Genomic DNA, 25,468 nt, shown 5'->3' with positions numbered 1-25,468 from the left:
TTGTCCGGCGCGCTGCTGGCCTTGCCACTGCGTGCCGCCATACTCCCGCTGTCACCGGATGCCCAGGCTTATGCCGATTCGCTCACCGGACTGACCTTCTGTTACCCGGCCCTGCAACGTCCTCCCTATCTGGAGGCGGAGGGGGGCCTGCTTATCGATCGCATGACGCGGCTGGCAGAGCTGTTGCCGGTACCGGTGCATGTCGAGAAGCGGCCGAGCTGGGCAGCCGTGACGCAGGATCTGCTGAACGGGCGCTGCGATCTCATTCCTCACGTCGGGCCTGCCCGGTCGAACTCGAGCGATACCGTCTTGAGCCGGGCCATGATGGAAGCGGAGTCCGCCATCCTCTATCGGGGTGAGCTCGATCATGCGCAGTTTCTGGTGTCACCCATCTGGCAGGCCCAGGAGACCCTGAAGCGTCTCTATCCTGGTTCATCCCAGCAACTGCTGACCGATGCCGAGAACTGGTATGGTGCCCTGGTGGCCGGCAAGGGCAGCGCCTATCTCGGCGATTATCTGCAACTGCGCTACCTGATGCGGGAATTCCCGGATGAAGGGCTGCGCCTTCGCCGTCTTCGCAGCGACGATCTGGTCATCAGCTACCGGCTGATGATGCGCAACCAGCCCGAGTTGCTGGAGCTGGTGGATACGGCCATCCGCTATTTGCCGCCGGGCAGTCTCTACCGGGATCTGGGCAAGTATCTGCCTCAGGGTGAGCAAGATGTGAATCCCCTGCATTTTACCGACAAGGAGCAGGCCTGGCTGGTCGGCAAGGCCCACACCATCAAGATGGTGGCGGATCCCGGTTTCATGCCATACAGCGGCGTCAACCAGCAGGGAGAGCTCATTGGCTGGAGTGCGGACGTCTTGCGGGAAGTGAGTCGGCAGACGGGACTGCGCTTCGAGCTGGTGCCCGCCGCTAGCCGGGAGGAGGCGTTGGCATTGCTGCGCAGTGGCGATGCCGCCATGATGGTCGGGCTGATGGAGTCCGCCGCCCTGAACAAGGAGTTCGACTTCACCAGGATGGTGGCGACCAGCCGCTATGCCCTGGTCAGTCGCAGCAAGAGGGGACCTGTCTCCCTCGCGGACGTGAGTGGCAAGGTGGTGGTCCCGAGAATGCTCTATGATCCCGGCCTGCTTGCCCGGTTCGGCCAGCATGAGTGGGAGGTGACAGACAACCTGCTGCAGGGATTGGCGGCGGTGCGGCATGGGGATGCCCAGGCCATGCTGGCGGAGTTGTACCAACTCCAATATCCCATTCGAAACAACCAGTTGAGCGAGCTGACCATCACGGAATTGCCGGAGCGTTTCGGCCTCGGCTTTGCCATCCGGCCGGAACAGACCAGCCTGGTAGGGGTACTGGATCAGAGCCTGATGACCCTCAATGATCGGCAGGTGGACGAGCTGGTGCAACGCTGGCGTCGCCTGGTGGTCAACCAGCAGGAAGGGGTCAGCTACGGTTTCTGGCTTGGCTCCGTGTTGCTGGCACTGCTGATCAGCATGGCGGTGATCTGGTCAGTCTGGCGATCCCGCCAGCAACTGGCCCAGGAGGCCCGCGAGCGTCACAAGGTAGAGCAGGCGCTGGCGCTGGAAAGCAAGTTCAGGGAGTCTCTCTTCCAGGCGCTCCCTGTTCCCGTGTTCTTGCGCAATGACAAAGGGGAGGTGATCAAGCGCAACAAGCGGGCCAAGCGCATGGAGGCGCGCTACGCCGCCGATCTGGTACTGCCCGCTCCCCAGTTGCAGGGCGCCGAAGGGGAGCTGGCGCTGCACGAGCAGGTCTACTCCTATGCCCAGATCCCTTTGCGACTGGGGCCCCAGGCACCGGCAGGGGATCTTATCGCTCTCTCCGACATCAGCGCTCTGCGCGAGCGTACCCGCCTGCTGCGGCAGGCGGAGCGGCGCCTGCGCGCCCTCACCAATACGGTGCCCGGTGTGGTGTTGCAATTCACCCTGCAGGGGGGAGCCATCACCCGTGTGGAGTTTGTGAGCCGGGGCAGTCACGAGCTGCTGGGGCTGGCGAGCCAGCAGATCCGGGTCAATCCCAACGAGACCCTGACCCGCATCTCCCACCAGGACAGGCGCGAGATGCGAGCCCCCATGCTGGCCATGCTGCAAGCCGGACGACCGTTCTCCCATCTGCTGCGCTATCAGCACCCCGCCAAGGGAACCCGCTGGCTGCAATTTTCCGGCAGGGGGCGCCGTCAGGGAGAGGGGTGGCGGATCTACGGGGTGGTGCAGGATGTGACGGCCAGGGTGGAGCAGGAGCACTCCCTGCAACTTTCCCACGAGCAGGCCCAGCAGGCCGTGCTTGCCAAGGGGCGCTTCCTGGCCGCCGTGAGCCACGAGATCCGCACCCCCATGAACGCCATGCTCGGCCTGCTGGAGTGGCTCGAGCAGACCGAACTCAATGCAGAGCAGGCCTCGGTTCTGGCCCATGTCAGGCAGGCGGGCAATGAACTGCTCGGACTGCTCAACGACGTGCTCGACTTCAGCCGCAACGAGACGCGCCAGTTGCGCCTCTCCGTGCAGCCCACGGATCTGGTGGAGCTGTGCGAGCACGTGGCGGCGGTGCACTGGTCCAAGGCGCGATCCCGCCATCTGCAGCTGCGCTTGGCGCTCGACCCGGCGCTGCCCGCCTTGATGGAGCTCGATCCCCACCGGGTGCAACAGGTGCTGCACAACCTGCTCTCCAACGCCATCAAGTTCAGCGAGCGGGGAGAGGTGGTACTCTGGGCCCGGCGGCAAGGGGAGTGGATTTTGTGCGGGGTGGATGACGAGGGGCCCGGGATCAGTGCCGAGCTGTTGCCCCGGTTGTTCCAGCCCTTCGAGCAAGGGGAGGAGCCTGGCCAGCCCAGAGCCCAGGGGACCGGGCTTGGGCTGGCCATCTGCCGCCAGCTGATGGAACAGATGGGGGGCGAGATCCGGGTTGAACCTCTGGCTCGCGGGGGCAGCCGTTTCCTCTGCTCGTTGCCCCTCAGGCATGCGCAGGAGAAGGCGCTCTGGCAACCGCGCGTCAAGACGGTCTCCCTGCAACTGTTGCCCGGGGAACTTGAATATATGCGGGCCTGGCTCTCAGCGTTTGGCGTGGCCGAGGACCCGGCTGCACCTTGCCTTGGGGCCATGCAGGACGATGGGGGCTTGCGCGCCTGGTACTGGCAGGGGGAACCCTGGATCCCGGGCTCCGTGGTCAGCCTGCTGCAACCCAGACTCGTCCGTGGCGCCGAGGAGATCACGGACCTGCCGGGGGCAGGCAGGCGGGTGTTGCTGGTGGAAGATCACGAAGTGAACAGAATGCTGATCAGCATGCAGCTGGGGCAGCTGGGTGCCCGGGTATTGAGCGCGGCCAATGGCCGTCTGGCACTGGAGATCCTGCAATCGGAGTCGGTGGATCTGGTGCTGACGGACCTGCAGATGCCGGTGATGGACGGCGCCGAGCTCTGCAGGCAATTGCACGCCGATGAACGCTGGCAGCATCTGCCCGTCTACGTCATCACCGCGGATCTCAGCGAGCAGGCGGCGCAGCGACTGGCGGAATGCGGCTGTCAGGGCCATCTGGACAAACCCGTCTTGCTCAGGGATCTGGCCGTACTGCTTCGTACCGTCTTTGGCCCCCATGACGGGGGGAAGGCACCGCAGCCAACGGCAGCCCTTTCCCTGCCCGTGTCCCTCAGCCCGGCCCTCGTTGACATCTATCTGGCATCGGTTCACCAGGATCTGGCCGACATTGAGCGGTGTGTCACACAAGGGGACGAGAAGGCCCTCAATACGGCTTTACACAAGATGAAGGGGGCCGCCAAAATGGTGGGGGCTACCCCCCTGGTAGAGGTGATCGACCGTTGGCAGGAGGCCCCCGGACATCCCCTTGGAGCCGCCTTGAGGCAGTGCGTGGAAGAGGTCTGCCGACAACTGGGCGAGAGAGCATGACATGATCATCACAGATGAAGAGTTGATGGCCTTGCTGGAGTCTGATGACAGCCAGGAGCCAACGTTTTACCCGGTCAGCGTCTATGCCCTGGACGCCGTCTCCCATCAGGCGGTCAAGGGGGCGGGCCTGCCGGCCTATGCCAATCTGCACCGCACCCGACCCGATGCCGGCTGGCAATGGGAAGGACTGTTTGCCGCCGGGGCCATCGCCCTGTTTGATCCTGCCTCTCATCAGGGGGCCGACTATCTGCCTCATCTGCTGGCTCCCGGGGCGGGGATCTATCGCCTCAGCGACCCCTGGCTCGAGGGGTTGCAGGCACGGGAACAGGGGTGGCGTGCCTGGCTCGCCCAGTGCCAGATCCTGCTGCTCGAAGATCACCCCTTCCAGGGAGCCTGCATTCAGCAGGAGATCCAGGGACTGGGGTTGCCCTGCCACTGGGTTCAGGATGGCGAAGGGTGCCTCAAGGCGCTGGAAGAGGGGGGCGTGAGATTGCTTATCTGTGATCTCAGCCTGGCGGAGCAGGATGCCATCAGCCTGCTGATGAGCCATCCCCAGTATCGCCACAGCGGTCTGCCCATCATCCTGCTCTCCGCTCATGATCAGACCCTGATAGACGGCGCCCGGCGTCTCCTGCACGATGCGGGTTTCAACGTGCTGGCCGCCCTGGCCAAGCCGCTGCAAAGCGACGATCTGCTGCGTCTGCTCAAGATACTCTATCTTGGCCCCCAGCGTCAGCGCAGGCTGGGCGGGCTCAAGCGCACCGTGCGTAGCTGGCAGGGAGAGGCGAGAGGACAGCTTGGGCTGCTGGCAGATGCGGCTTCCTGCACGCTGCCGATCTGGCTGAGCCTGAGCGGTCTTTCCCCTCACTGGGAGCCGCTCAAGCTCTGGCTCGAGCAGCATGGACGAGAAGCAAGCGAACTCACCCTGGTCATCCACCGACGGGATCACCTGCTGAGCCAGGCGGACCGTTTCGCCCTGGTGCTGCAGGCGAGCCTCGCGGGGGCCAGACTCGCGCTGCTGCTCGATCATGCCCAGCACCTGCCGTTTGATCTCATCGAGCGTCTGCCGTTGCAATCCTTGCTGCTCGGGCAACACCTGCTGCCCGAACTGGAGGCGATGGCTGCCGACTCCTTGCTGGCCCGCTTCATCCAGCGCTCCCGGGAGCTTGGCATCGCGCTCTACCTCGACGACCCCTTCAACCTGCAGGATGCCGCCCAGTGGCAGGATCGCGGCGTGGCAGGGCGCTGGTAAATGGCTCGCTATCTTTGCTGGCCGCTCGATGAGCCGCGCTTGTGGCAGGGAATGTCGGGTTGGACGGCTCCCGCCTCACGGGCCGCCTTGCCGATGACGATGGTGGTGGGGGGGCTGACTTGCCGCTTGCAGGAGCTGGCGGGCAGCGACCCGAAGCGAATAAGCGCGGCCTATGACGCCCTGAGCGAGCAGAGCGTCTATTTGCGCTTCATGCGGGCCAAGCAGCCTGCGACGGCCGAGCAGCTCGCCTTCTTTCTCGACTACCCCAGAGAACCCCAGATAGGATTGCTGCTGACCGACGAGCAGGGGGGGCCGCTTGCCATGGCCCAGTCCGTTCGCCGGCGCCTGCACCCGGACAGGGCCGAGTTCTCCTGCATCGTCGCGGATCATTTTCAGCATCGCGGCGCCGGGCGTCGCATCCTGCTGGCGCTTGCGCGGCTGGCATACGGGGAGGGGATCCGGGAGTGGACGGCGGAAGTGCTCGGCCAGAATCGCCCCATGCTGGCTCTGCTCAAGGGGCTCGGGTTGCCGCTTACCCTGGTGACAGGACGGGAGATGGTCTTTGCCAGGCTGGATCTCGCGCCCATGGCGAGCTTTGTGCTCCCATCGGCCTAAGACCAAGGGCGAATGGGCCGCCTCTTGCTCCTGTGCTAAGGTCAGCCTGTTACCCGTTGGAGGAGAACAACCATGGTGCAGTTAGCCAAACATATCGTGATCCTCACCGGTGCCGGCATCTCGGCCGAATCCGGTATCAAGACCTTCCGGGCCTGTGATGGCCTGTGGGAAGAGCACAGGGTGGAGGACGTGGCCACCCCTGAAGGCTATGCGCGGGATCCCGAACTGGTACAACGTTTCTACAATGCACGGCGCCATCAGTTGCAGCGCGCCGAGATCCACCCCAATCCGGCCCACTATGCATTGGCCCGTCTGGAGCGCCTGCTGCCGGGGCGCGTCACCTTGGTCACCCAGAACATCGACAACCTGCACGAGAGTGCCGGCAGCAAGAACCTCATCCACATGCACGGCGAGTTGCTCAAGGCCCGCTGCCCGGGCTCGGGTCAGGTGATCGAGTGGCGCGGGGATCTCCATCAGGAAGAGCTGTGTTCCTGCTGCCAGTTTCCCCACCCGCTGCGCCCCCATGTGGTCTGGTTCGGGGAGATGCCCCTCGGACTTGACCGCATCTACTCGGCCCTGGCTCAGTGCGATCTCTTCATCTCCATCGGGACCTCCGGGGCGGTCTACCCTGCCGCCGGATTCGTCCATGAGGCCGGCCTGAACGGTGCCCATACGGTGGAGCTCAATCTGGAGCCGAGCGAAGTGGGCAGCCAGTTTGATGAAAAACGTTATGGTCCGGCTTCCTTGCTGGTGCCCGCTTTTGTGGATGAACTCCTGCAAAGTTGCGGAGTGCATCAGCCTCTCTCCGTCGAGGGCCATAACTGGATGGAGATGCGGGGCCCCTAATTATTGATTTTTCACACAGTTGCATTGACCCACTGAAATCGCCACACTGGCACCTAACTTCAAGATGCAGTTGGCACAACATGTCATGAACTTTCCAACGCGCGGGATGGCCTCGCTCCTGCTGGTGCTTTTCTCGTTCGGTACCCAGGCTTCCTCCTCTTCGCTATTGCAACTGATCCTGCCGGACAAGCGGGAAATCACCCTGGATGAGGCGGCGTTGGCAGCCTTGCCACAAGTGGAGTTCGAGACGGCGACGCCCTGGACCCTCGGCACTCACCGCTATCGTGGACCGACCCTGAAGAGCGTGCTGGCGGCGCAGCAGGTGGATAGTGCCAGCGCCATCGATGTCGCCGCACTCAATGGCTACCAGCAGCGGGTCGATCTCTCCCTGTTTGCCAAGGTGCCGCTGACCCTGGTGCGTTACCAGGATGACAAACCGCTCACCCGTCGCAATAAAGGGCCGCTCTGGCTGCTGGTCCCCCTCTCGGCCCATCCCGACATGGATGTGTCCGCCATCCACAACAACATGGTCTGGCAGGTGATCCGCATCGAGGTTGTCCCGTGACGCGACGACAGCGAGATAACCTGCTGCTTGCAGCCATTTCCCTGCTGTTTCTCTTCTCGTCCCTCTGGGGGCTGCTGCTGCAGAGTCGGCACGAGCAGCTCGTTGACATGTTCTACCGCAACACCCACTGGAACATCAGCCAGGTAATGCAGGAGTCCCAGCGATTTCTCTATGATGTGCACCTCTACCGTGCCGGGGCGCTCGACATGGCGGCCCTGAGCCTGGATTACGACCTGCTGTGGAACCGGCTGGATGTGTTCCTGATCAGTACCGAGACCGCCGATGCGCGGGCGAGGCATGGGCTGGGGGAGGTGCTTGAACGGCTCTTTGACGAACTCAAGGGGCTGGATCCCCAGATGCAGTCCGGGGAGCTGAAGAGGGGGAAAGCCCTCGATCTTGCCCTCGTCCGGCTGACCGGCTTGACCCATCAGGTGGAGCAGATTGGGGATCAGATCCTCTCCGGCCAGGAGCGGGAAGCCTCCCTCAACCAGTTGCGCCAGAGCCTGTTCTGGATCCAGATCTGGCAGTTGATCCTGCTGGTGATGGGCTGTGTGCTGGTATTTGCCCTCATTCGGACCAATCTGCAGAATCGTCGCCTCTCCCTGCTCGATCCCATGACCCGGCTTGGCAACCGCCGGGCCTTGCAGGGACAGCTCAGGCAATCCCTGCTGCAAGATCGAGTCCAGGCGCTGGCGGTGCTGGATCTGAAGCGGTTCAAGCAGGTCAATGATCTGCTCGGATACCAGGTTGGTGATCGCCTGTTGCAGGCCGTTGCGGCCCGGTTGCGTCAGGCATGCCCCGGTCGTGCGTACCGGCTGGGGGGCGATGAGTTCGCCGTGGTGCTGGACGACGAAGAGGGAGATCTCGATGCCCGCATGGCCGCCCTTCTGCTGCTTGCTGGCACTTAAACTGGTTTGCTGTTCGGTGAGGAAAAGGGAGCGCAGGAGTGTCTGATCACCAGGTCCGGATCCACGGTGATCATGCGGTTTGCGATGGGCTCGCCGTTAATGCGCGCCAGCAGCCGGGTGACGGCGAGGCGGCCCAGCTCCTCTTTCGGTTGATTGACCGTGGTGAGCGGGGGGGACATGAACTGGGCCAGCGCCACGTTGTCATAGCCGACGATGGAGAGATCGCGGGGGATCTCCAGCCCCGCCTGATGGGCGGCACTGATGACCCCCATGGCCATCATGTCGTTGCAGACAAACAGCGCGGTGGGACGCTCTGGCAGTGCCAGCAGGCGGGTCATGGCGGCGGCACCGCTGGCGCAGTCAAAGTCTCCCTCCTGGATCCAGCCCGGATTGACGGTGAGCCCGGCCTCCTGCATTGCCTGCTCGAAACCCGCCTGGCGCTGGTTGGCCGGGGCGCGGCTGTGGGGCCCCGTGATGCAACCGATGGCAGTGTGACCCAGCCCCAGCAGGTGGCGGGTTGCCAGGTAGCCGCCGCGATGGGAGTTGTCGGCGATGAGATCCACCTCGCCGTTCTCCATGCCCCAGTCCATCACCACGACTGGCAGGCTCTTGAGCCAGTCGAGCTGGTTGAACACCTCCTGCTGCCCTTCACTACACATGATGAGCAGGCCGTCGACCCGTTTCCTGAGCATCATCTTGAGGTAGGAGAGCGCGGTCTCGGCCTGTCCTTCGGTGTTGCCCAGCATCAGGTTGTAACCCTGCTCGAAGCAGTAGCGCTCCACCCCGCGCACCACCTCGGCGAAGAAGGGGTTGCTGGAGGTGGTAACCAGCATGCCGATGCTGTTGGTCTCCTTTACCTTGAGGCTGCGGGCCACCAGGCTCGGGGCATAGTTGAGATCGCGCATGGCGGCGAAGACCCGCTCCCGGGTCTCTTCGGCCACGAAGCGGGTCTCGTTGATGACGTGGGAGACGGTGGTGGTCGACACCCCCGCCAGCGCGGCCACCTCCTTGATATTGGCCATCAGTGCCCCTGCGCAGTCTGTTCAAGGAGGAAGGTATCGACCTCCTGCTTGCTCGGGATGGAGCTCTGGGCACCAAACCGAGTGACGGAGAGTGCCGCCGCCCCGTGGGCAAAGCGTACGGCTGCGTCAAAGTCGGCGCCGGCGAGCTCGGCCGCCAGGAAGGCGCCGTTGAAGGTATCCCCGGCCGCCGTGGTATCCACTGCCTTGACCCGGAAACCCGGCATGAGCGCCTGTTGCTGCCCCTTGCTGCAATAGACCCCTTGAGACCCCAGGGTGATCATCACCTCACCGATGCCCATCTGGTGGAAGCGGGCTGCAGCCTCACGGGCGCTCGCTTCGTCCGTCACCTTGACGCCGGTCAGCAGCTCGGCCTCGGTCTGGTTGGGGGTGATGAGGTCCACCAGCGCCAGCAGATCCCTTGAGAGCGGGCGCGCGGGGGCGGGGTTGAGCACCACCCGGGTGCCGTGGGCACGAGCCAGACGGGCCGCTTCCTGCACGCTCTCCAGCGGCACTTCCAGTTGCAGCAGCAGGGTGTGGGCGGCGGCGATCATTGCCTCGTGACCTTGCACTACGGCCGGGGTGAGGGCGCCATTGGCTTCGGCGGAGATGCCGATGCTGTTCTCCCCCTCGTCGCTCACATAGATGATGGCGATGCCGGTGGGGAGCCTGGGGTCGAGTTCGACGGCGCTGACATCGATGCCGTCGTTGGCAAACCCGGTTTTCATCTGGTGGCCGATGGCATCATCACCGATGCGGGCGATGAAGGAGACAGGGGCGCCGAGGCGGGCGGCGGCCACCGCCTGATTGGCGCCCTTGCCGCCGGGAACGACCTGATAGCTGTGGCCGGTCAGGGTTTCACCGGGGCGGGGAAAGTGGGGGACGCGCAGCACATGATCCGCATTCACGCTGCCGAGGACTACGAGACGATTCATTCCTATCACCCTTGGTTGAGTACATCCTGGTCTGGGTGGACCCAGACCAGGCGGCACTGGCGGAAAAAGAGAGGGGAGGCGAACCTCCCCCCGTCAACTTACTTGTTGACGATTTGCAGCGGTACCGGGATGGATTTTTCCACCGGTTGACCCTTGAGCACCTTGTCGGCGGTTTCCACGCCGATGGCGCCGATGAGGGCAGGCTGCTGGGCCACGGTGGCGGCCAGTTTACCCTTGGCCACGGCGGCTTTGCCATCGTCGGTGCCGTCAAAGCCCACGATCATCACCTCTTTGCCAGCGGCCTGCACGGCGCGGATGGCACCCAGCGCCATCTCGTCGTTCTGGGCGAACACTGCCTGCACGGTCGGATGGGCGGCCAGCAGGTTCTCCATGACGTTCAGACCCTTGGTGCGATCAAAGTCGGCGGGCTGGGAGGCCAGCACCTGCAGCTTGTTGGCGGTGACTGCCAGGGCGAAGCCTTCGCCGCGATCACGGGCGGCGGAGGTACCTGCGATCCCTTCCAGCTGGATCACTTTGGCACCGCTGCCCAGCTTCTCGGCGATGAAGTCGCCAGCCAGCTTGCCACCGGCCACGTTGTCGGAGGCGATGTGGGCCTTGACGTCACCCTGGGCTGCGCCGCGGTCCAGGGTCAGCACCGGGATGTTCGCCTTGTTGGCCAGGCGAATGGCGTTGCCCACCGCTTCGGAGTCGGTCGGGTTGATCAGGATGGCGTTCACCTTGCGCACGGTGAGATCTTCCACGTTGGAGAGCTCCTTGGCCGGGTCGTTCTGGGAGTCCAGCACCACCAGCTCGTAGCCAAGCTCCTTGGCCTTGGCTTCGGCGCCCTCCTTCATGGTGACGAAGAAGGGGTTGTTGAGGGTGGAGACCACCATCGCCAGGGTGTGATCCGCGGCCTGGGCGGTGCCCAGCACGGACATGATGGCGGCAGCGAGCAGGGTATTGAGCTTTTTCATCATTTCATTCCTTGTGTGTGGCGTGGCTTGTTAACGGTTGCTTTTGTTATCGATCATCACGGCAAGCAAAATCACGCTGGCCTTGGCGATCATCTGGTAATAGGACGAGACGTCGAGCAGGTTGAGGGCATTGTTGAGGAAGCCGATGATGAGGGCACCGATCAGGGTACCCATGATACGGCCCTTGCCCCCCATCAGGCTGGTGCCCCCCAGCACCACGGCGGCGATGGCATCCAGCTCGTACCCCATGCCGGCGGTGGGCTGGGCGGAGGAGAGGCGGGATGTGACGATGAGCCCGGCCAGTGCCGACAGCATGCCGCACAGACCATACACCGCGAGCTTGACCCGATCCACATTGATACCGGAGAGGCGGGTAGCCGATTCGTTGCCGCCGAGGGCATAGATGTAGCGGCCCAGGCGAGTGTGGTTGAGCAGGTACCAGGCCAGCAGGAAGACGATGGCCATCAGCCAGATGGGCACCGGCAGACCCAGCAGGTAGCCGGTACCCAGCCAGGCGAAGTGATCGGCGCCGTCACTGAAGCCGGTGGAAATGGGGCGCCCCTCGGTGTAGACCATGGTGACGCCGCGCAGGGCGGTCATGGTGACCAGGGTGGCGATGAAGGCCTGTACCTTGCCCTTGGCGATGATGAGGCCGCTGACGCTGCCAAGCAGGGCGCCGGCCCCCAGGGTGAGGGGGATCACCAGGCCGATGGGCAGCTCCATGGCCACCATGGTGGCGGCCAGGGCGCCGCACAGGGCCAGTACAGAGCCGACCGACAGATCGATGCCGGCGGTGAGGATGACCAGCGTCATGCCGACCGCCATGATGGCGTTGACCGATGTCTGGCGCAGGATGTTGAGCAGGTTGTCGGCGGTGAAGAAGTTGGGGCTCAGGAAAGAGACCACGCCGATCAGCACCAGCAGCGCGACCAGGGACTTGTTCTCGATCCACCAGGCCTTGCTCATGACGCCGCGGCGGGAAAGGGTTTGGGTTGTCATTGTGCTGCCTCTTGCTCTGCTTGCCATTGTTTACCGACTGCCGCTGCCATCAGCTTCTCCTGATTGGCATCGCGGGTGTTGAATTCTGCGCTGATGCGCCCTTCGTGCATCACCATGATGCGATCACTCATGCCGAGCACTTCCGGCATTTCGGAGGAAACCAGGATGATGCTCATCCCCTCCTTCTTGAACTGGTTGATGAGCTGATAGATCTCCTTCTTGGCGCCGACATCGACGCCGCGGGTCGGCTCATCCAGGATCAGCACCTTGGGCCGGGTCAGCAGCCCCTTGGCGATGGCCACCTTCTGCTGGTTGCCGCCGGAGAGGAGCTTGATCAGCTGATCCTGACTCGGGGTCTTGATGTTGAACAGACGCACATAGTCCCCTACCGCCTGGCGCTCGGCCTTGCCGTCAATCTTGCCGCCACGAATGAACTCGCCGAGGGCGCACAGGCTCATGTTTTCGCGCACCGACAGCTCCAGCACCAGGCCGTCGCCTTTGCGATCCTCGGAGATATAGGCGATGCCGGCGGCCAGACCATCGGCCGGGCTTCTGGGTACCAGGGCGTGGCCATCCACCGTCACCTGGCCAGCGCTGATGGGGCTGGCGCCATAGATAAGCTTCATCAGCTCGGTGCGGCCGGAGCCCATCAGGCCGCTGAAGCCCAGAATTTCCCCCTGACGCAGGGAGAAGCTCACCCCGCGCACGCCGGGGCCAGCCAGATCCTTCACCTGCAGGCTGACCGGGCCGAGCTCGCGCACCAGGCGCGGGTACTGCTCTTCCAGCCGGCGGCCCACCATCATCTCGATGATCCTGTCTTCATCGAGATCGCTCACCGCCTGCTCGCCGATCCACTTGCCGTCCCGCAGCACGGTGACCCGATCGCAGATCTCGAAGATCTCTTTCAGGCGGTGGGAGATGTAGACGATGCCGCAGCCCTGCTCGCGCAGTTCGCGAATGACGGTGAAGAGCTGCTCGGTCTCGGTGTCGGTGAGGGCATCGGTGGGCTCGTCCATGATGATGACGCTGGCATCGAACGACAGCGCCTTGGCTATCTCCACCATCTGTTGCTCGCCGATGGAGAGACTTCCGAGTCGGGTATCCGGGCCGTGCTTGACGCCAAGCCGTGCCAGCAGACCGCTGGCACGCTCACGCAACTGCTTGTGGTCGATGCTGCCAAAACGGGTACGGGGTTCGCGGCCGAGGAAGATGTTGGCGGCAATCGACAATTCCGGCAGCAGGTTCAGCTCCTGGTGGATGATGCTGATCCCCTGATCCTGGGAGTCGCGGGGGCCCTTGAAGTGAACCGGCTGGCCGCGATAGCTGACGCTGCCCGAATCGGCCTGGTAGATGCCGGTCAGCACCTTCATCAGGGTCGACTTGCCAGCGCCATTTTCGCCGAGCAGGGCCATCACCTGGCCCGGATAGACCCGAAGACCCGCTTCGTCGAGGGCGCGTACCCCGGGGAAGGTCTTGACGATCCCGGTCAGCTCCAGAATGGGTGAGAGGGGGGAGGTTGTGCTCATTTGCAGCTTCCTTGAAGAGGCCTTCTTTGAAGAATTCAGAACGCCACACCGGCGCAGAGGATCAGGTTGGCGTAGGGAGTCACCTCGCCGCTGCGCACGATAGCCTTGCTCTGGTGGGAGCGAGCCTTGAACGCTTCGTGCAGGCAGTACTCGATGGCGATGGGCTTGCCTTGAGCCGCGGCGTGCGCCTCCAGCTGATCCACCAGCGCCTGATGGGTGGCGGGGCTGATCGCCTTGATCTCGCTTGCCATGATCACCTTCTCCACCACCAGGTCGGTGAGCAGGGCGGCCAGTACGGTTTCAAGGCTCGGCGTGCCCGCCATCAGCGCCAGATCGATGCGCTCGGGGCCTGCCGGAATGGGCAGGCCCGCATCGCAGACGGTGATCTCGTCGGTGTGGCCCATCTTCGCGACCAGCGCGCTTAAGGGAGCATTGAGCAGCTTGCCTCGTTTCATACAGCACCTCGGCGGCCTGGGACCGCATATGGATATTGAGTTGGGCAATCGGTTACGCAACCGGTTGCGTCATTAGGGCGAAAGATAGGTGTTAACCGTTAACGGGTCTAGGCAGTGATGACGAAAATGTGAAAACGATCTCAGTGACAGGGCAATTTCAGAAGAAACGGGTGCCAGAAGAGCACCCGTCTGAGAGGCGTCGCCGGATGTTGCCCGTACAAAAAGGCGTAACCGGCGCGAGGAGATCAGAGGGCGAGCGCCGCCTGCACTGCGGGGCGGGCCAGCATGCGCTGATAGTGATCCGCCACCTTGGGAAACTCGCTGATGGCTACCCCGTCGCTCTCGAGCCAGCCTGCAATCACGAAGAGGTAGATGTCGGCCAGGCTGAAGCGCTCCCCCAGTACCCAGGGGCCGGCCAGATAGTGGCGCTCAATCTGGTCAAAGCCATCGCGCATGTTCTGGGGCATCTTGGCCTGCATGGCAGCCATGGCCTGTTCATCGTTGGCCCAGCGGCCGGGACGGCGTCCGTGGGCATGGGCGACATGGACGGTGGAGACGAGGAAACTGTGTACCTCCTGCATCCTGGCCAGGAGGAAGGGGTCATCCAATGGGGCCAGCCCGGCGTTAGGAAAACGCTGGGCCACGTAGAGCAGCAGGGCTGGTGTTTCGGTCAGCACGCCATGCTCCGTCACCAGTGCCGGGACTCGCCCCTTGGGATTGATGGCGAGGTAGTCGGGGCTGCGCTGTTCACCAGCGGCCAGATCCAGGCGCTTGACAAGGTGAGGGGCACCGGCCTCCACCAGAGCGATGCGTACCGCCATGGCACAGGTACCCGGGGCAAGATAGAGCGTCAGTTCGGACATGACCGTTTTCCTTGTGTGAGAGAGAAGAGCCAGTGGACATCTCGTCCGCCAGCGCACGCCATCATCCTACTCCCGTTGGCCAGAGGGGCCAAGGGTGAGGGGAACCTCATCAAGAAGGGCTGCAAGGCCTTTGGTATCAATGGCTTTCTGAACGGAAGATAACAGGAAAAACGGCTACGCATGCCGGTTCAAACCGCTATAATGTGCCACCTTGGATCAGTCGTCAGTGAATGTTGGACAGTCAATTGAGTAATAGAATGCGGATCGGTGGAACCCTCGAACAGTCCCTCAGCCAGGGATATCGTCTGGACCTGCAAGGGGTGTTGAAAGAGGGGTGGCAACAGACTCGTCGCACCGGTTTCGGATTGGCGCTGGCCATCGCCGGGGTCATGGCAATCTGGATCCTGCTGAGCAATACCTTGCTGACGCCCTATGTCGCCCGTGAAGGAGGGGACATGGATATGGCCCTGATCCTGAGCCTGCTGGTCACGGTGATCATGTCACCCATGACCTCCTCCCTCGACATGCTGGGGTTGCAGCAGTCGGTGGGGGTGCGCGCCCGGCCGAGCCAGGTATTCGACTTCTTCCGCCACTTCCTGCGCCTGGGCAGCCTGAGTCTGCTCGGCAGCCTCATCACCAGCCTGTTTGGCCCCCTGTTCGAGCTGCTGGGCGTGCCGGTGATGCTGGCCTTCATCCCTTCCGCCCTGGTGGGCATGGGGCTGGTGTTTACCGTACCTCTGGTGCTGGAGCGCGGTCTTTCCCCGGCTCAGGCCATTCTGGTCTCCCTCAAGCTCTTTGCCCGGGGCTGGCCCAGCATAGTGCTGCTGCACGGGGTCATGCTGGCACTCTTCTTCCTGGCGCTCATCCCCATGGGGCTGGGACTTATCTGGGTGGCGCCGCTCTACTTCAACTGCAAGGGCATTCTCTACCGGGATCTGTGTGGGGTGGCAGTCGAAGTGACCGAGGTTGCCAGTGGCAACGACGGGCAGGGCCCGGATCATTTCAACGCATAACGGGATACCAGGGGTCAGCCGGTGTCGACCCGCCCGGAGCATGATGCAAAAGGATGGCATATGAACAAGCGATACGGGATGGCGGCGCTCCTGCTGGTACCCATGCTGGGACAGGCTGAGCCGTCCCTTGAACTTGACTACGGCACCTTCTACAGCCAGATGAAGACCTTCGCCAAGGGGGAATTTGGCCACGCCAGACTGGGCTTTTATCTGGCCAGTCAACAGAACGGTCGGCGATGCGGGCTCACCTCGGCCCGGGTCTCGACCCCGGACAGGGATGTGCCCGCCGAGGTCACGGTGGATGGCGAACTGCGTCTGCCCTATGACGATGATCTCAACCTCGACAAGGCGATCGTGGTGGTGGGGCTCACCGAGGCCCACGCTGCCTGCGATCTGTCGGTACAGGTGATGGCTGACGCCCCCGCCACACCCGAGGTGCCGCTGGCTGAGCTCGTCTCGCGCCAGCAGCAGATGCAGCGATTGCTCGACAAGATGGCCGGCATGGTCGGCCAGTATTTCCTGCCCAAGATGGAAGGGGTGAGGATCTCCATGGTGGCGCCCACAGGCACTGCCTACCTTGTGGAGGGTGCCCGTCAGGAGGCCGTCTCCTGGCAGCAGGGGCAACTGCTGCTCAGCAATGCGCAGCTGAAGGGGTTTGCCCAGGGCAAGCTGCAACTGCAAGGGGAGAGCCTGCGCCTGACCCCCTGGCTGCACAAGGAGTAGCGACCCGAGTCCGCAGATTGCCAGAATGAAAAAAGGAGCGCCTGGCGCTCCTTTTTTGTGGGTGACGGGGCTTAGCGCACCTCAATCACGTCCAGCATGTCCATCTCGTCGATGTCCAGCAGCGGCGCCTTGGGCAGCTCTGGCGGATCAAATGCCTTGTCGCCACCGTCGATGATGCCGGAGTCGCGGTTGATGCTCTTGAAGTCAAACAGTTGGTGATCGAGCAGGTGGCTCGGGATCACGTCCTGAATGGCGGTGAACATGGTTTCGAGACGACCCGGGAAGCGGCGATCCCACTCCTGCATCATCTGTTTGATGGCCTGGCGCTGCAGGTTCTCCTGGGAGCCGCACAGGTTGCAGGGGATGATGGGGAAGGCCTTGACCTCGGCATAGCGCACCAGATCTTTCTCCTTGCAGTAGGCCAGGGGGCGGATCACCACGTTCTTGCCATCGTCGCTCACCAGCTTGGGGGGCATGGATTTGAGCTTGCCACCGTAGAACATGTTGAGGAACAGAGTCTCGAGGATGTCGTCACGGTGATGGCCAAGGGCGATCTTGGTGCAACCCAGCTCCTGGGCGGTGCGATACAGAATGCCGCGGCGCAGGCGGGAGCAGAGCGCGCAGGTGGTCTTGCCCTCCGGTACCTTCTCCTTGACGATGGAGTAGGTATCTTCTTCCACGATCTTGAAGTCGATGCCGAGGGTGCTCAGGTATTCGGGCAGCACGTGCTCGGGGAAGCCGGGTTGCTTCTGATCCAGGTTGACGGCCACCAGATCGAAATGGATGGGGGCGCTGGCCTTCAGGCTCCTCAGGATGTCGAGCATGGCAAAGCTGTCCTTGCCGCCAGACAGGCAGACCATGATCTTGTCACCCTCTTCAATCATGTTGAAGTCGGCGATGGCCTGGCCCACGTTGCGCCGCAGGCGTTTCTGCAGCTTGTTGAAACTGTATTTCTCTTTGGCGTTAAGCTCTTCTAGCATGGCCTCAAACCCGGGACAAAAATAAGCGGCTTATTATAGCCATGTCCCGGGGGAGGGCAAGAAACGCTTATGCAGGATGACGCCTGTCATCCACAGGGCAGCTGTAATCGTCGGGTTTGAGGATGAGAATGTCGCAGTTGAGCCTGTCCACCACGTGCTCGGCGGTGTTGCCAAGCAGGGCGGCAGAGAGGCCGGTACGGCCGACGCATCCCATGATCATCAGGGTGGCATTCAGATCGTCCGCCATGTCCGGCAGCACCTCCTCCGGCAAGCCTTCCGCCACCTTGGTCCACATGTGGTTGATGCCGAACTGATCGGCATGTTCCCGCAGCAGATCTTCATGGTGTTTGCGAATGGCATCGTTGTAGGCGTTGGGATCGAACTCTGGCAATTCGATGGCGACATTGACCGGGGTGCCCGGGTAGGTGTTGACCAGATAGAGACTGGCACCAAGCAGCTCGGCGATGGCGATCCCCTCGCGGGTGATCCGCTCGTTGAGCACCTTCTGCTCCTTGTCATCGCTCGAGCAGTTGATGGCGGCAATCAGGTTGCCCCCCCGTTGCCAGTGCCCTTCTTTTACCAGCAGAACCGGACAGGGGCATTTGCGCAGCAGGTGCCAGTCGGTGGGGGTGAAGATGAAGGTTTGCAGGAAGGAGTGCTTGTGAGTCGCCTTGACGACCAGATCGTGACGCTGCTCCAGCACTTCCTGAATGACGCACTCGAAGGGACGGTTGTGCCAGAGCACTTTCACTTCGCATTCCAGCCCTCTGGCCCGATAGGGAGTGAGGATCTCGTCGAGCCACTCCCGACGTTGGGCGATGACACCATGGCGCATCTCTTCCCGCTCGTCTGCCGAGAGCATGGCGGTCATCTCGTAAGAGAAGTCGTAAATCGTCAGGAGCAGGGTCAGCTGGGCGCCCTCATCCAGCTCGGCGACCTTGACCGCGCGCTCGAGCGCGATCTGGCGCTCCTCCTCGGGATTGATCACCACCAGAATGTTTCGGTACTTGACCATGTTCTCCTCCTTGGCAAAAAGGCCAATGATGGCAACTCTTTAGCTATTACAGCTTAGTCCAAGGGGGGAGGCGGGAAGGTGTGCCGGATCAAATTTCAGGGTGCTCCGATCCGGCAAAAGAGGAAATAAACGGGGATTAACCGCAGGGAGGACGAGTGGCTCCGGCCATGACGCCCAAGGCAACGTTGTCCAGTACAGTAATGTATTTGCCTTTGACGCTGATAAGACCGGATTTCTGGAAACGGCCCAGCAGGCGGCTGATGGTCTCGACGGTGAGACCGAGGTAGTTGCCGATGTCCCCACGGGTCATGGAGAGGCGGAACTCCTTGGCGGAGAAGCCGCGCTCGGAGAAACGAACCGAGAGATTGTGCAGGAAGGCAGCGAGGCGCTCTTCGGCGTTCTTTTTGGAGAGCAGCAGTATCATCTCCTGGTCGCCCATGATCTCGTTGCTCATCAGCCGCATGATCTGCTGGCGCAGTTTGGGCATCTTGCCAGAGAGGTCGTCGAGCACATCGAACGGGATCTCGCACACCATGGCGGTTTCCAGCGCCTGGGCGAAGGAGGGGTGGGCCTGCTTGTGGATGGCGTCGAAACCGACCAGATCACCGGCGAGGTGGAAGGCGGTGATCTGTTCGTCACCCTGTTCGGTGATGGTGTATGACTTGATGGTCCCGGAACGTATGGCATAGAGCGACTTGAGCTCATCGCCGGCCTTGAACAACTCTTCACCCTTCTGGATCGGCTTTTTGCGCTCGATAATGCTGTCGAGCTGATCGAGCTCGTTGTCGTTCAGGGTGAAGGGGATGCAGAGCTGGCTGATGCTGCAATCCTGGCAATGAATTGCACAGCCACCGCTCTGAATACGTCTGCCAGGTTTCTTGTCCGGGATCATAGGCTCAAATGAATAATTGATTTATATCAAACAAGTTTACCACCATCTCATCCGTTTTGGATAGGGTTTCAAAAGGACGCCATCCCGATCCAGAGGGTGTGGATCCCGTAGGCAATAAGCAGCAAGGCGCCCCCAAGGCGCAGGCTGCGCAGGGTGAGCCAGTAGCGCAATCGGTCTGCCAGCCCCCCCAGCGCAAACAGGGTCGGCAGGGTGCCGAGGCCGAAAAAGAGCATGATGAGTGCCCCGCCACTTGCGGAGCCTGCGGCAGCGCTCCAGGTCAGCATGGAGTAGACGAGGCCGCAAGGGAGCCAGCCCCAGACCATGCCAAAGGGGAGGGCCTGCCAGGCTGATGTAAACGGGAGAAACCTGCCTGCCAGCGGCTTGATGAGATGCCAGAACTTCGCACCGATGCGCTCGAGCAGCAAGACGCCATGCCACCAGCCAGCCAAGTAGAGGCCGAGCGCTATCATCAGCAGGGCGGCGATGAAGCGAAGCCCTGCCAAGGCGTGTTTGCCAGCGCCTATCTCCGTGGTGGTGGCGAGCAAACCACCCACCAGCGCGCCCGCCAGCACATAGCTCAGGATGCGCCCCAGGTTGTAGTTGAGCAGATAACCGAGTCGGCCCCAAAAATGCTGCTTCTCGGCAGGTATGGCCATGGAGAGCGCTGCGGACACGCCGCCGCACATGCCGATACAGTGGCCGGCACCGGCAAGCCCGACCAGCAGGGCGCCCATGAGGTCAAGGCTGCTGGTCATGAGGCTTGCTTTCCTGTTCTGCTTGTTGTTCAGGGGGGGGCAAGGGGCGCTGCTCCTCGTCAAACAGGATGTTGGAGCCCTGCCTGTCGAGATCCTCGAACTGCTCGGAGCGGATGGCCCAGAAGAAGACGGCCCCCGCGATGATGACGAACAGGATGGCGATGGGGATCAGGACAAAAATGATGTTCATGGAAGCTACCTTGCATTCATCCGTGGCAATCGACCCCTATGGTAACCCTGTTCGAGCAGGGGACCAGCCGCTATCAGTGAAATATGTGGCCTGCATCGGTGGCAGGCCACATGTTCAGCGTTTTCCCCGCTTGCTCATCGATTGAGCCGCATGGAGTTGGTGACCACGATGAGGGAGCTCAGGGACATGCCAGCAGCCGCCAGATAAGGGGGGAGCCAGCCACTTGCCGCCAGCGGCAGCACAAGCAGGTTGTAGCCGATGGACCAGGCAAAGTTCTCCTTGATGATCTTGCGAGTGCGCAGGGCCAGGGCCCGGGCGGCCAGCAGACGGGAGAGATCGTCGGCCAGCAGGATGGCGTCGGCACTGTTCTTGGCCAGATCCGTGCCCCCCGCCATGGCAAAGGACGCGTGGGCGCCGGCCAGCACAGGGGCGTCGTTGATGCCATCTCCCACCATTATGCTGATATCCCCGGCCGCTTCCCGGGCCTTGAGATAGGCCAGCTTGCCGTCCGGGGTGACCCCTTTTACCAGCTCATCGACCCCCAGCTCGCGGGCCAGCATGTCCGCCTGGTCCGAACCGTCGCCGGTGAGAATGGTGGTTTGCAGACCTGCCTCCTTGAAGGCCTGGATCAGTGCACCGGCATCGGGGCGCAGCGTGTCGGCCAGGATGAAACGGGCCAGCAGTCCGTGTTCATCGGCCAGATAGATGGCCAGTCCTTGAGCGGCATTCTCTTCTTGCGCCAGTTCGAGCCAGCGTGCACTGCCGATGCGGTAATGTTTGCCCTCAATCACCCCCTGCACGCCGTGGCCGATGACGGGGGTGACGTCGCTGGCGGTGAGCTGCACCCCGTCCGCCAGTGGTTTGCTTCGAAACGCACGGGCGATGGGATGCTCGGAGTAGGTTTCCAGGGCCTGGGCGAGTGCGAGGCAGCGGGTTGCGTCGAGCTCGCCGAGGGGTTGGATGCTCATCAGGCTGATGTTGCCCGTGGTCAGAGTCCCCGTCTTGTCCATCACGATGCGGTTGGCCCGGGTCAGAATGTCCAGCACGTTGCCGCGGCGCAGCAGGATGCCGCTGCGGGTCAGGTTGGCAGTGGCCGAGGTCAGTGCGGTCGGGGTGGCCAGCGAGAGGGCGCAGGGACAGGTCGCCACCAGCACCGCCAGGGTGACCCAGAAGGCCCGTTCGGGCTGATGAAAATGCCAGAAGGTCCAGACCGCGGCCGCAATGATCAGGAGCACCAGGATAAAGTGGCGCGACAGCACGTCCGCTAGTTGGGCGATGGCGGGCTTGTCGTCCAGAGCATGATCCTGCAGGCGCATGATCTGGGCCAGACGCGACTCTTCAATGGGATGGCTGACCCGGATCTCCAGGGGGGCATCGGTATTGATGGTGCCTGCATAGACGGGATCCCCGGCCTGCTTGAGCAGAGGCAACTGTTCGCCAGTCAGCATGGATTCGTTGAGGCTGGCCTGGCCCAAGGTGACGATGCCGTCTGCCGGCAGGGTGGCCCCCGCGAGTACCCGCACCCTGTCTCCGACTCGCAGCGTCTTGGCGGCCACCTCGTGTTCGCCGTCATCATCGATGCGGGTCGCCATGATGGGCACCAGACGCGCCAGGTTGGAGCTCGACTCCGACGCCTTGCGCCTCGCTCGCAGTTCCAGCAGACGGCCCAACAGCAGGAAAAAGACGAACATGGTGATGGAGTCGTAATAGACCTCACCCGTGTTGAAGACCGTGGCCCAGATGGAGGCGACGAAGGCGCCGATCAGTGCCAGCGACACCGACACATCCATGGAGAGGTGCCCCTGCTTCAGGCTGCGCCATGCCCCCACGTAAAAAGGCTGGGCCGAGTAGATCATGATGGGGGTGGAGAGCAGAAGGCTTATCCACTTGAAGTAGATCATGAACTCCTCTTCCACGCTGATGAAGAGGTCCATGTAGAGTGCCACGGCGCACATCATCACCTGCATGGAGCCAAGGCCGGCCAGCGCCATGCGGAACATGTAGCTGCGCACCTCTTTGGCGTAGAGCGCTTCCTGCTGATGAGTCTGGAAGGGATAGGCGCGATAGCCGACCCTGGCAAAGCCCTTGAGAATGTCGCTCAAAGAGAGCTGGGCCGGATCCCACTTGATGCGGGCGCGATGGGTGGTGGTATTGACGTTGATGTAACGCAGACCGCGCAGGGTCATCAGGTGCCGCTCGATGAGCCAGGCACAGGCGGCGCAGGTCAAACCTTCCACTGTCAGTTGGATCTCGCGCGTCGTTTCGCGACCCGTACCGGTGTCGGTGACGAACTCCTGCTGCACCTCCGCCAGATCGTAGTGGGTGAGGGCGGCGAGCTCTTCGGGCACCAGTTCCCCCTTGATGCCGGGAGCGGTGCGGTGTTCGTAATAACTGGCGAGGCCGCATTCGAGAATGGTCTGTGCCACGGCCTGACAGCCAGGGCAACACATCGGCTGAACGATGCCTTTGATCTCGAGAGTAAAGTTACTGCCAGTGGGAACCGGTTCACCACAGTGAAAACAGCCGGTCATGGTGATCATCCCTCTTTGATGCAGCCCTGCAGGCCGGGTCGGGGAGAAGGGCGGCTGACCGGCGTGCCGATCACCCTGCCTTCGTGATTCAACGTCCCTTGGGATCGAGCTCAATCGCTGCCTGAGTCGGCAGTTGTGCCGTCTCCTGGAGGCGCCATTCATGGTTGAAGGCATCGACCCGCACGTGCCACTTGCCGGTGAGGGGCTTGTCGAGCATCAGGCGATAGACTCCCTTGCCATCGGCCGTCAGCAGATGTTCGCTGTCCAGGCCCGCCAACGTGGGATGAAACAGGGAGAGGTGCAGTGCTTGTCCTGGTGGGATCTTCCCTGCCAGGGGAGTCAAGGTCAGCTCTTTGTCGCTGGCATTGAGGGCGATACGGATGCCGAGCGCCTCGGCGCGATCGAACTTGCTGAGATCCTGGTTAATCTCCTTACCCTGCTTGTAGTAGTCCTCCGCCACCAGGTTGACCCCATCCTTGCTGGCAATGATGGCGGTGGCGATGCTGCCTACCACGGCGGCGCAGGGGAGGGCGATGATGAACCAGGGCCAGAATTGGCGATACCAGGGTTGAGTCATGATGCTACCGAAACAAATGGTTAACGAAATGGCGGTAATTCAGCCAACACAAGATAACAAAAAGCCTCGAAGAGTCGAGGCTTTTTGCTGATTAATCACGTGCTTATCACATGTTACTGCTGATTTTGCCGATCGTTGTGGGACAAGCTGTAAACGTAGGAAGCGAGCAGATGTACCTTGTCTTCCCCCAGAATGTCCTTCCAGGCCGGCATCACGCCGTGGCGCCCGTGGGTGATGGTCTGTTCGACCACCTGACGGGAGCCGCCATAGAGCCAGATGTTGTTGGTGAGATCCGGTGCGCCGAAGGCGATGCCGCCCTTGGCATCCGGACCGTGGCAGGCGGCGCACATGGCAAAGCGTGCTTCCCCTTTCTTGGCTTCCACCAGATCAACCTTGCGACCGGAGAGGCTCAGCACATAGGAGGCCACCTCCTTCACCCCGTCCTGACCCAGGATCTCGCCCCAGGCTGCCATGATCCCCTGACGACCCCCCATGATGGTGGTCTTGATCTGGTCGGGTGCGCCGCCCCACTGCCATTCGCTGTCGGTCAGGTTCGGGAAACCGCGGCCACCGCGGGCATCGGAGCCATGACACTGGGAACAGTTTTGCAGGAACAGGCGCTGACCCACCTTCAAGGCTTCCGGATCCTTGGCGATCTCGGTGATCTCCTTGTAGCTCTTGCCGTCAGCCTGATAGGTCAGCTCGCGGAACTTGGCGCCGTAGATCTCGTCGGCCTTGGCGAGTTCCCGGTCGTATTCCACCGCGCGTCCTTCGGCCTTGGCAGACTCGGCCGCCGCCTTGGACTCGGCCAGGGAACGCACATCCTGGTTGGAGCTCTGCCAGCCCAGCAGACCCTTGAAGTTGCCAAGGCCCGGGAAGGCGAGCAGGTAGATGAGCCCGGTGACGATGAAGAAGAGGAACATATAGGACCACCACTTCGGCAGGGGATTGTTGATCTCCTCGATGCCGTCGAAGGTGTGACCCATGGGTTTGCCCTCTTCGGCCCCCATCTTGTCCTTCATGCACCAGGCCAGCAGCAGGAAGCAGCCGAGAATGGTGCCAAGGCTTATGACGGTCACAAAAATGCTAAACAGAGTGCTCATTATTGCTTCGCTCCTGCGTTCTTGTTATCAGCACTGGGTTGCTCGTCATCGGCAAAAACCAGGTTGGCGGCCTCGTCGAAAGAAGCCTTGCGGCGCTTGCTGTAGGCCCAGACGATGATGCCAATCATGATGACCATCAGCAGCAGGGTGTACAGGCCGCGAAATGTGCCGTAATCCATATCCCGACTCCTTATTTCAGGGCATGGCCCAGTGATTGCAGATAGGCGATCAGCGCATCCAGCTCGGTCTTGCCCTTGACGGCCTCACCGGCGCCAGCGATGTCGGCATCGGTATAGGGCACGCCGAAGTGATCCCGGAACAGAGCCAGCTTCTTGCCAGTCAGCTCGCCGCTCAGCACATTGGTCTCGAGCCAGGGGAAGGCCGGCATGTTGGACTCGGGCACCACGTCACGCGGGTTGATGAGGTGGGCGCGATGCCAGTCATCGGAGTAGCGGCCGCCGACCCGGGCCAGATCCGGGCCGGTACGCTTGGAGCCCCACAGGAAGGGGTGCTCCCACACGCTCTCGCCGGCAACCGAGTAGTGGCCGTAGCGTTCGGTCTCGGCGCGGAACGGGCGGATCATCTGGCTGTGGCAGACAGTGCAGCCTTCGCGGATGTAGATGTCGCGTCCTTCCATCTGCAGGGCGGTGTAGGGCTTGAGGCCCTCCACCGGCTCGTTGGTCTGCTTCTGGAAGAACAGGGGGGTGATTTCCACCAGGCCCCCCAGGCTGATGGCGAAGATGATGCCAATGACCAGCATGGGGACGCTTTTTTCAAAAATCTCGTGACGGTTGTTGTTGCTCATGCT

24 protein-coding genes and 1 pseudogene are annotated in these 25,468 nt (G+C 62.4%); 8 read left to right on the top strand and 17 right to left on the bottom strand.

The genetic code is table 11. The annotated features are described in order from the left end of the window. From I6L32_RS17805 to I6L32_RS17780, 6 genes and pseudogenes are all read left to right on the top strand, one after another. The gene (locus tag I6L32_RS17805; protein ID WP_216945210.1) at positions 1-3,924 is read left to right on the top strand and encodes a transporter substrate-binding domain-containing protein; all 3,924 of its coding nucleotides are present in this window, start codon (positions 1-3) and stop codon (positions 3,922-3,924) included. A gap of 1 nt (position 3,925) precedes the next feature. Beyond that, positions 3,926-5,176 (top strand): response regulator, encoded by a 1,251-nt coding sequence (locus I6L32_RS17800; RefSeq protein ID WP_216944281.1) that lies wholly within the window; start codon positions 3,926-3,928, stop codon positions 5,174-5,176. Then, positions 5,177-5,791: a GNAT family N-acetyltransferase gene (locus tag I6L32_RS17795; RefSeq protein WP_103261891.1), complete on the top strand. Its 615-nt coding sequence runs from the start codon at positions 5,177-5,179 to the stop codon at positions 5,789-5,791. A gap of 72 nt (positions 5,792-5,863) precedes the next feature. Continuing rightward, positions 5,864-6,637, top strand: a complete 774-nt coding sequence (cobB, locus tag I6L32_RS17790; protein ID WP_216944280.1) for a Sir2 family NAD+-dependent deacetylase — start codon at positions 5,864-5,866, stop codon at positions 6,635-6,637. A gap of 106 nt (positions 6,638-6,743) precedes the next feature. After that, on the top strand, positions 6,744-7,202 hold the full coding sequence (locus I6L32_RS17785) for a hypothetical protein (RefSeq protein ID WP_010674793.1): 459 nt from the start codon (positions 6,744-6,746) through the stop codon (positions 7,200-7,202). Beyond that, positions 7,199-8,098: pseudogene (locus tag I6L32_RS17780) on the top strand (diguanylate cyclase); the annotation flags it as partial. The gene I6L32_RS17785 and the pseudogene I6L32_RS17780, both read left to right, overlap by 4 nt. A gap of 8 nt (positions 8,099-8,106) precedes the next feature. Here I6L32_RS17780 and I6L32_RS17775 read toward each other — a convergent pair. The 7 genes from I6L32_RS17775 to I6L32_RS17745 all read right to left on the bottom strand — a co-directional run bounded on the left by I6L32_RS17775 (position 8,107) and on the right by I6L32_RS17745 (position 14,881). After that, positions 8,107-9,132 carry a substrate-binding domain-containing protein gene (locus I6L32_RS17775; RefSeq protein WP_216944279.1) on the bottom strand — a complete coding sequence of 342 codons (1,026 nt, stop codon included), beginning with the start codon at positions 9,130-9,132 and terminating at the stop codon, positions 8,107-8,109. Continuing rightward, a complete protein-coding gene (gene rbsK / locus I6L32_RS17770) occupies positions 9,132-10,064 on the bottom strand; it encodes a ribokinase (RefSeq protein WP_216944278.1) in 933 nt (310 codons plus the stop codon). Before rbsK ends, I6L32_RS17775 begins: the two co-directional genes overlap by 1 nt. 98 nt (positions 10,065-10,162) lie before the next feature. Beyond that, a complete protein-coding gene (gene rbsB, locus I6L32_RS17765; RefSeq protein ID WP_010674790.1) occupies positions 10,163-11,038 on the bottom strand; it encodes a ribose ABC transporter substrate-binding protein RbsB in 876 nt (291 codons plus the stop codon). Positions 11,039-11,068: 30 nt separating this feature from the next. Beyond that, positions 11,069-12,037 (bottom strand): ribose ABC transporter permease, encoded by a 969-nt coding sequence (gene rbsC / locus I6L32_RS17760; protein WP_042863889.1) that lies wholly within the window; start codon positions 12,035-12,037, stop codon positions 11,069-11,071. Further along, positions 12,034-13,563 carry a ribose ABC transporter ATP-binding protein RbsA gene (rbsA, locus tag I6L32_RS17755; RefSeq protein WP_216944277.1) on the bottom strand — a complete coding sequence of 510 codons (1,530 nt, stop codon included), beginning with the start codon at positions 13,561-13,563 and terminating at the stop codon, positions 12,034-12,036. The genes rbsC and rbsA overlap by 4 nt, the downstream gene beginning before the upstream one ends. Before the next feature lie 35 nt (positions 13,564-13,598). Further along, a complete protein-coding gene (rbsD, locus tag I6L32_RS17750; protein ID WP_216944276.1) occupies positions 13,599-14,018 on the bottom strand; it encodes a D-ribose pyranase in 420 nt (139 codons plus the stop codon). Between the two features lie 245 nt (positions 14,019-14,263). Beyond that, entirely contained in the window at positions 14,264-14,881 is a 618-nt protein-coding gene (locus I6L32_RS17745) for a glutathione S-transferase family protein (protein ID WP_201890014.1), read from the bottom strand. 257 nt (positions 14,882-15,138) lie between these two features. On the opposite strand from I6L32_RS17745, the gene I6L32_RS17740 reads away from it, so the two are divergent. Together I6L32_RS17740 and I6L32_RS17735 are read left to right on the top strand one after the other, a co-directional pair. Then, positions 15,139-15,894 carry a hypothetical protein gene (locus I6L32_RS17740; protein ID WP_042017089.1) on the top strand — a complete coding sequence of 252 codons (756 nt, stop codon included), beginning with the start codon at positions 15,139-15,141 and terminating at the stop codon, positions 15,892-15,894. 60 nt (positions 15,895-15,954) lie between these two features. After that, the gene (locus I6L32_RS17735) at positions 15,955-16,617 is read left to right on the top strand and encodes a DUF2987 domain-containing protein (RefSeq protein ID WP_216944275.1); all 663 of its coding nucleotides are present in this window, start codon (positions 15,955-15,957) and stop codon (positions 16,615-16,617) included. Between the two features lie 71 nt (positions 16,618-16,688). Here the strand turns inward: I6L32_RS17735 and ttcA are convergent, their stop codons facing one another. The 10 genes from ttcA to ccoO all read right to left on the bottom strand — a co-directional run bounded on the left by ttcA (position 16,689) and on the right by ccoO (position 25,465). Beyond that, positions 16,689-17,597, bottom strand: a complete 909-nt coding sequence (gene ttcA, locus I6L32_RS17730; RefSeq protein ID WP_216944274.1) for a tRNA 2-thiocytidine(32) synthetase TtcA — start codon at positions 17,595-17,597, stop codon at positions 16,689-16,691. 67 nt (positions 17,598-17,664) lie between these two features. After that, the gene (gene uspE / locus I6L32_RS17725; protein ID WP_039040780.1) at positions 17,665-18,612 is read right to left on the bottom strand and encodes a universal stress protein UspE; all 948 of its coding nucleotides are present in this window, start codon (positions 18,610-18,612) and stop codon (positions 17,665-17,667) included. Positions 18,613-18,748: 136 nt separating this feature from the next. Then, the gene (locus I6L32_RS17720) at positions 18,749-19,504 is read right to left on the bottom strand and encodes an FNR family transcription factor (protein WP_041215139.1); all 756 of its coding nucleotides are present in this window, start codon (positions 19,502-19,504) and stop codon (positions 18,749-18,751) included. Positions 19,505-19,572: 68 nt separating this feature from the next. Further along, complete coding sequence (locus I6L32_RS17715) at positions 19,573-20,259, bottom strand: sulfite exporter TauE/SafE family protein (protein ID WP_124243798.1); 687 nt, start codon at positions 20,257-20,259, stop codon at positions 19,573-19,575. Continuing rightward, a complete protein-coding gene (ccoS, locus tag I6L32_RS17710; RefSeq protein ID WP_201888749.1) occupies positions 20,243-20,449 on the bottom strand; it encodes a cbb3-type cytochrome oxidase assembly protein CcoS in 207 nt (68 codons plus the stop codon). The genes I6L32_RS17715 and ccoS overlap by 17 nt, the downstream gene beginning before the upstream one ends. A 134-nt stretch (positions 20,450-20,583) precedes the next feature. Then, a complete protein-coding gene (locus I6L32_RS17705) occupies positions 20,584-22,980 on the bottom strand; it encodes a heavy metal translocating P-type ATPase (RefSeq protein WP_216944273.1) in 2,397 nt (798 codons plus the stop codon). 88 nt (positions 22,981-23,068) lie between these two features. Further along, positions 23,069-23,557, bottom strand: coding sequence for a FixH family protein (locus I6L32_RS17700; protein ID WP_216944272.1), 489 nt, complete (start codon positions 23,555-23,557; stop codon positions 23,069-23,071). Positions 23,558-23,670: 113 nt separating this feature from the next. Further along, positions 23,671-24,660, bottom strand: coding sequence for a cytochrome-c oxidase, cbb3-type subunit III (ccoP, locus tag I6L32_RS17695; protein ID WP_039040785.1), 990 nt, complete (start codon positions 24,658-24,660; stop codon positions 23,671-23,673). Beyond that, entirely contained in the window at positions 24,660-24,839 is a 180-nt protein-coding gene (locus tag I6L32_RS17690; RefSeq protein WP_010674775.1) for a CcoQ/FixQ family Cbb3-type cytochrome c oxidase assembly chaperone, read from the bottom strand. The genes ccoP and I6L32_RS17690 overlap by 1 nt, the downstream gene beginning before the upstream one ends. An 11-nt stretch (positions 24,840-24,850) precedes the next feature. Then, positions 24,851-25,465, bottom strand: coding sequence for a cytochrome-c oxidase, cbb3-type subunit II (gene ccoO / locus I6L32_RS17685; protein WP_010674774.1), 615 nt, complete (start codon positions 25,463-25,465; stop codon positions 24,851-24,853). Positions 25,466-25,468 lie beyond the last annotated feature (3 nt).

Source organism: Aeromonas sp. FDAARGOS 1402 (assembly GCF_019046925.1).
GTDB classification, from domain to species: domain Bacteria; phylum Pseudomonadota; class Gammaproteobacteria; order Enterobacterales; family Aeromonadaceae; genus Aeromonas; species Aeromonas caviae.
The sequence above is the reverse complement of the archived record's forward strand: the minus strand, read 5'-3'. Positions and strand labels throughout refer to the sequence as shown.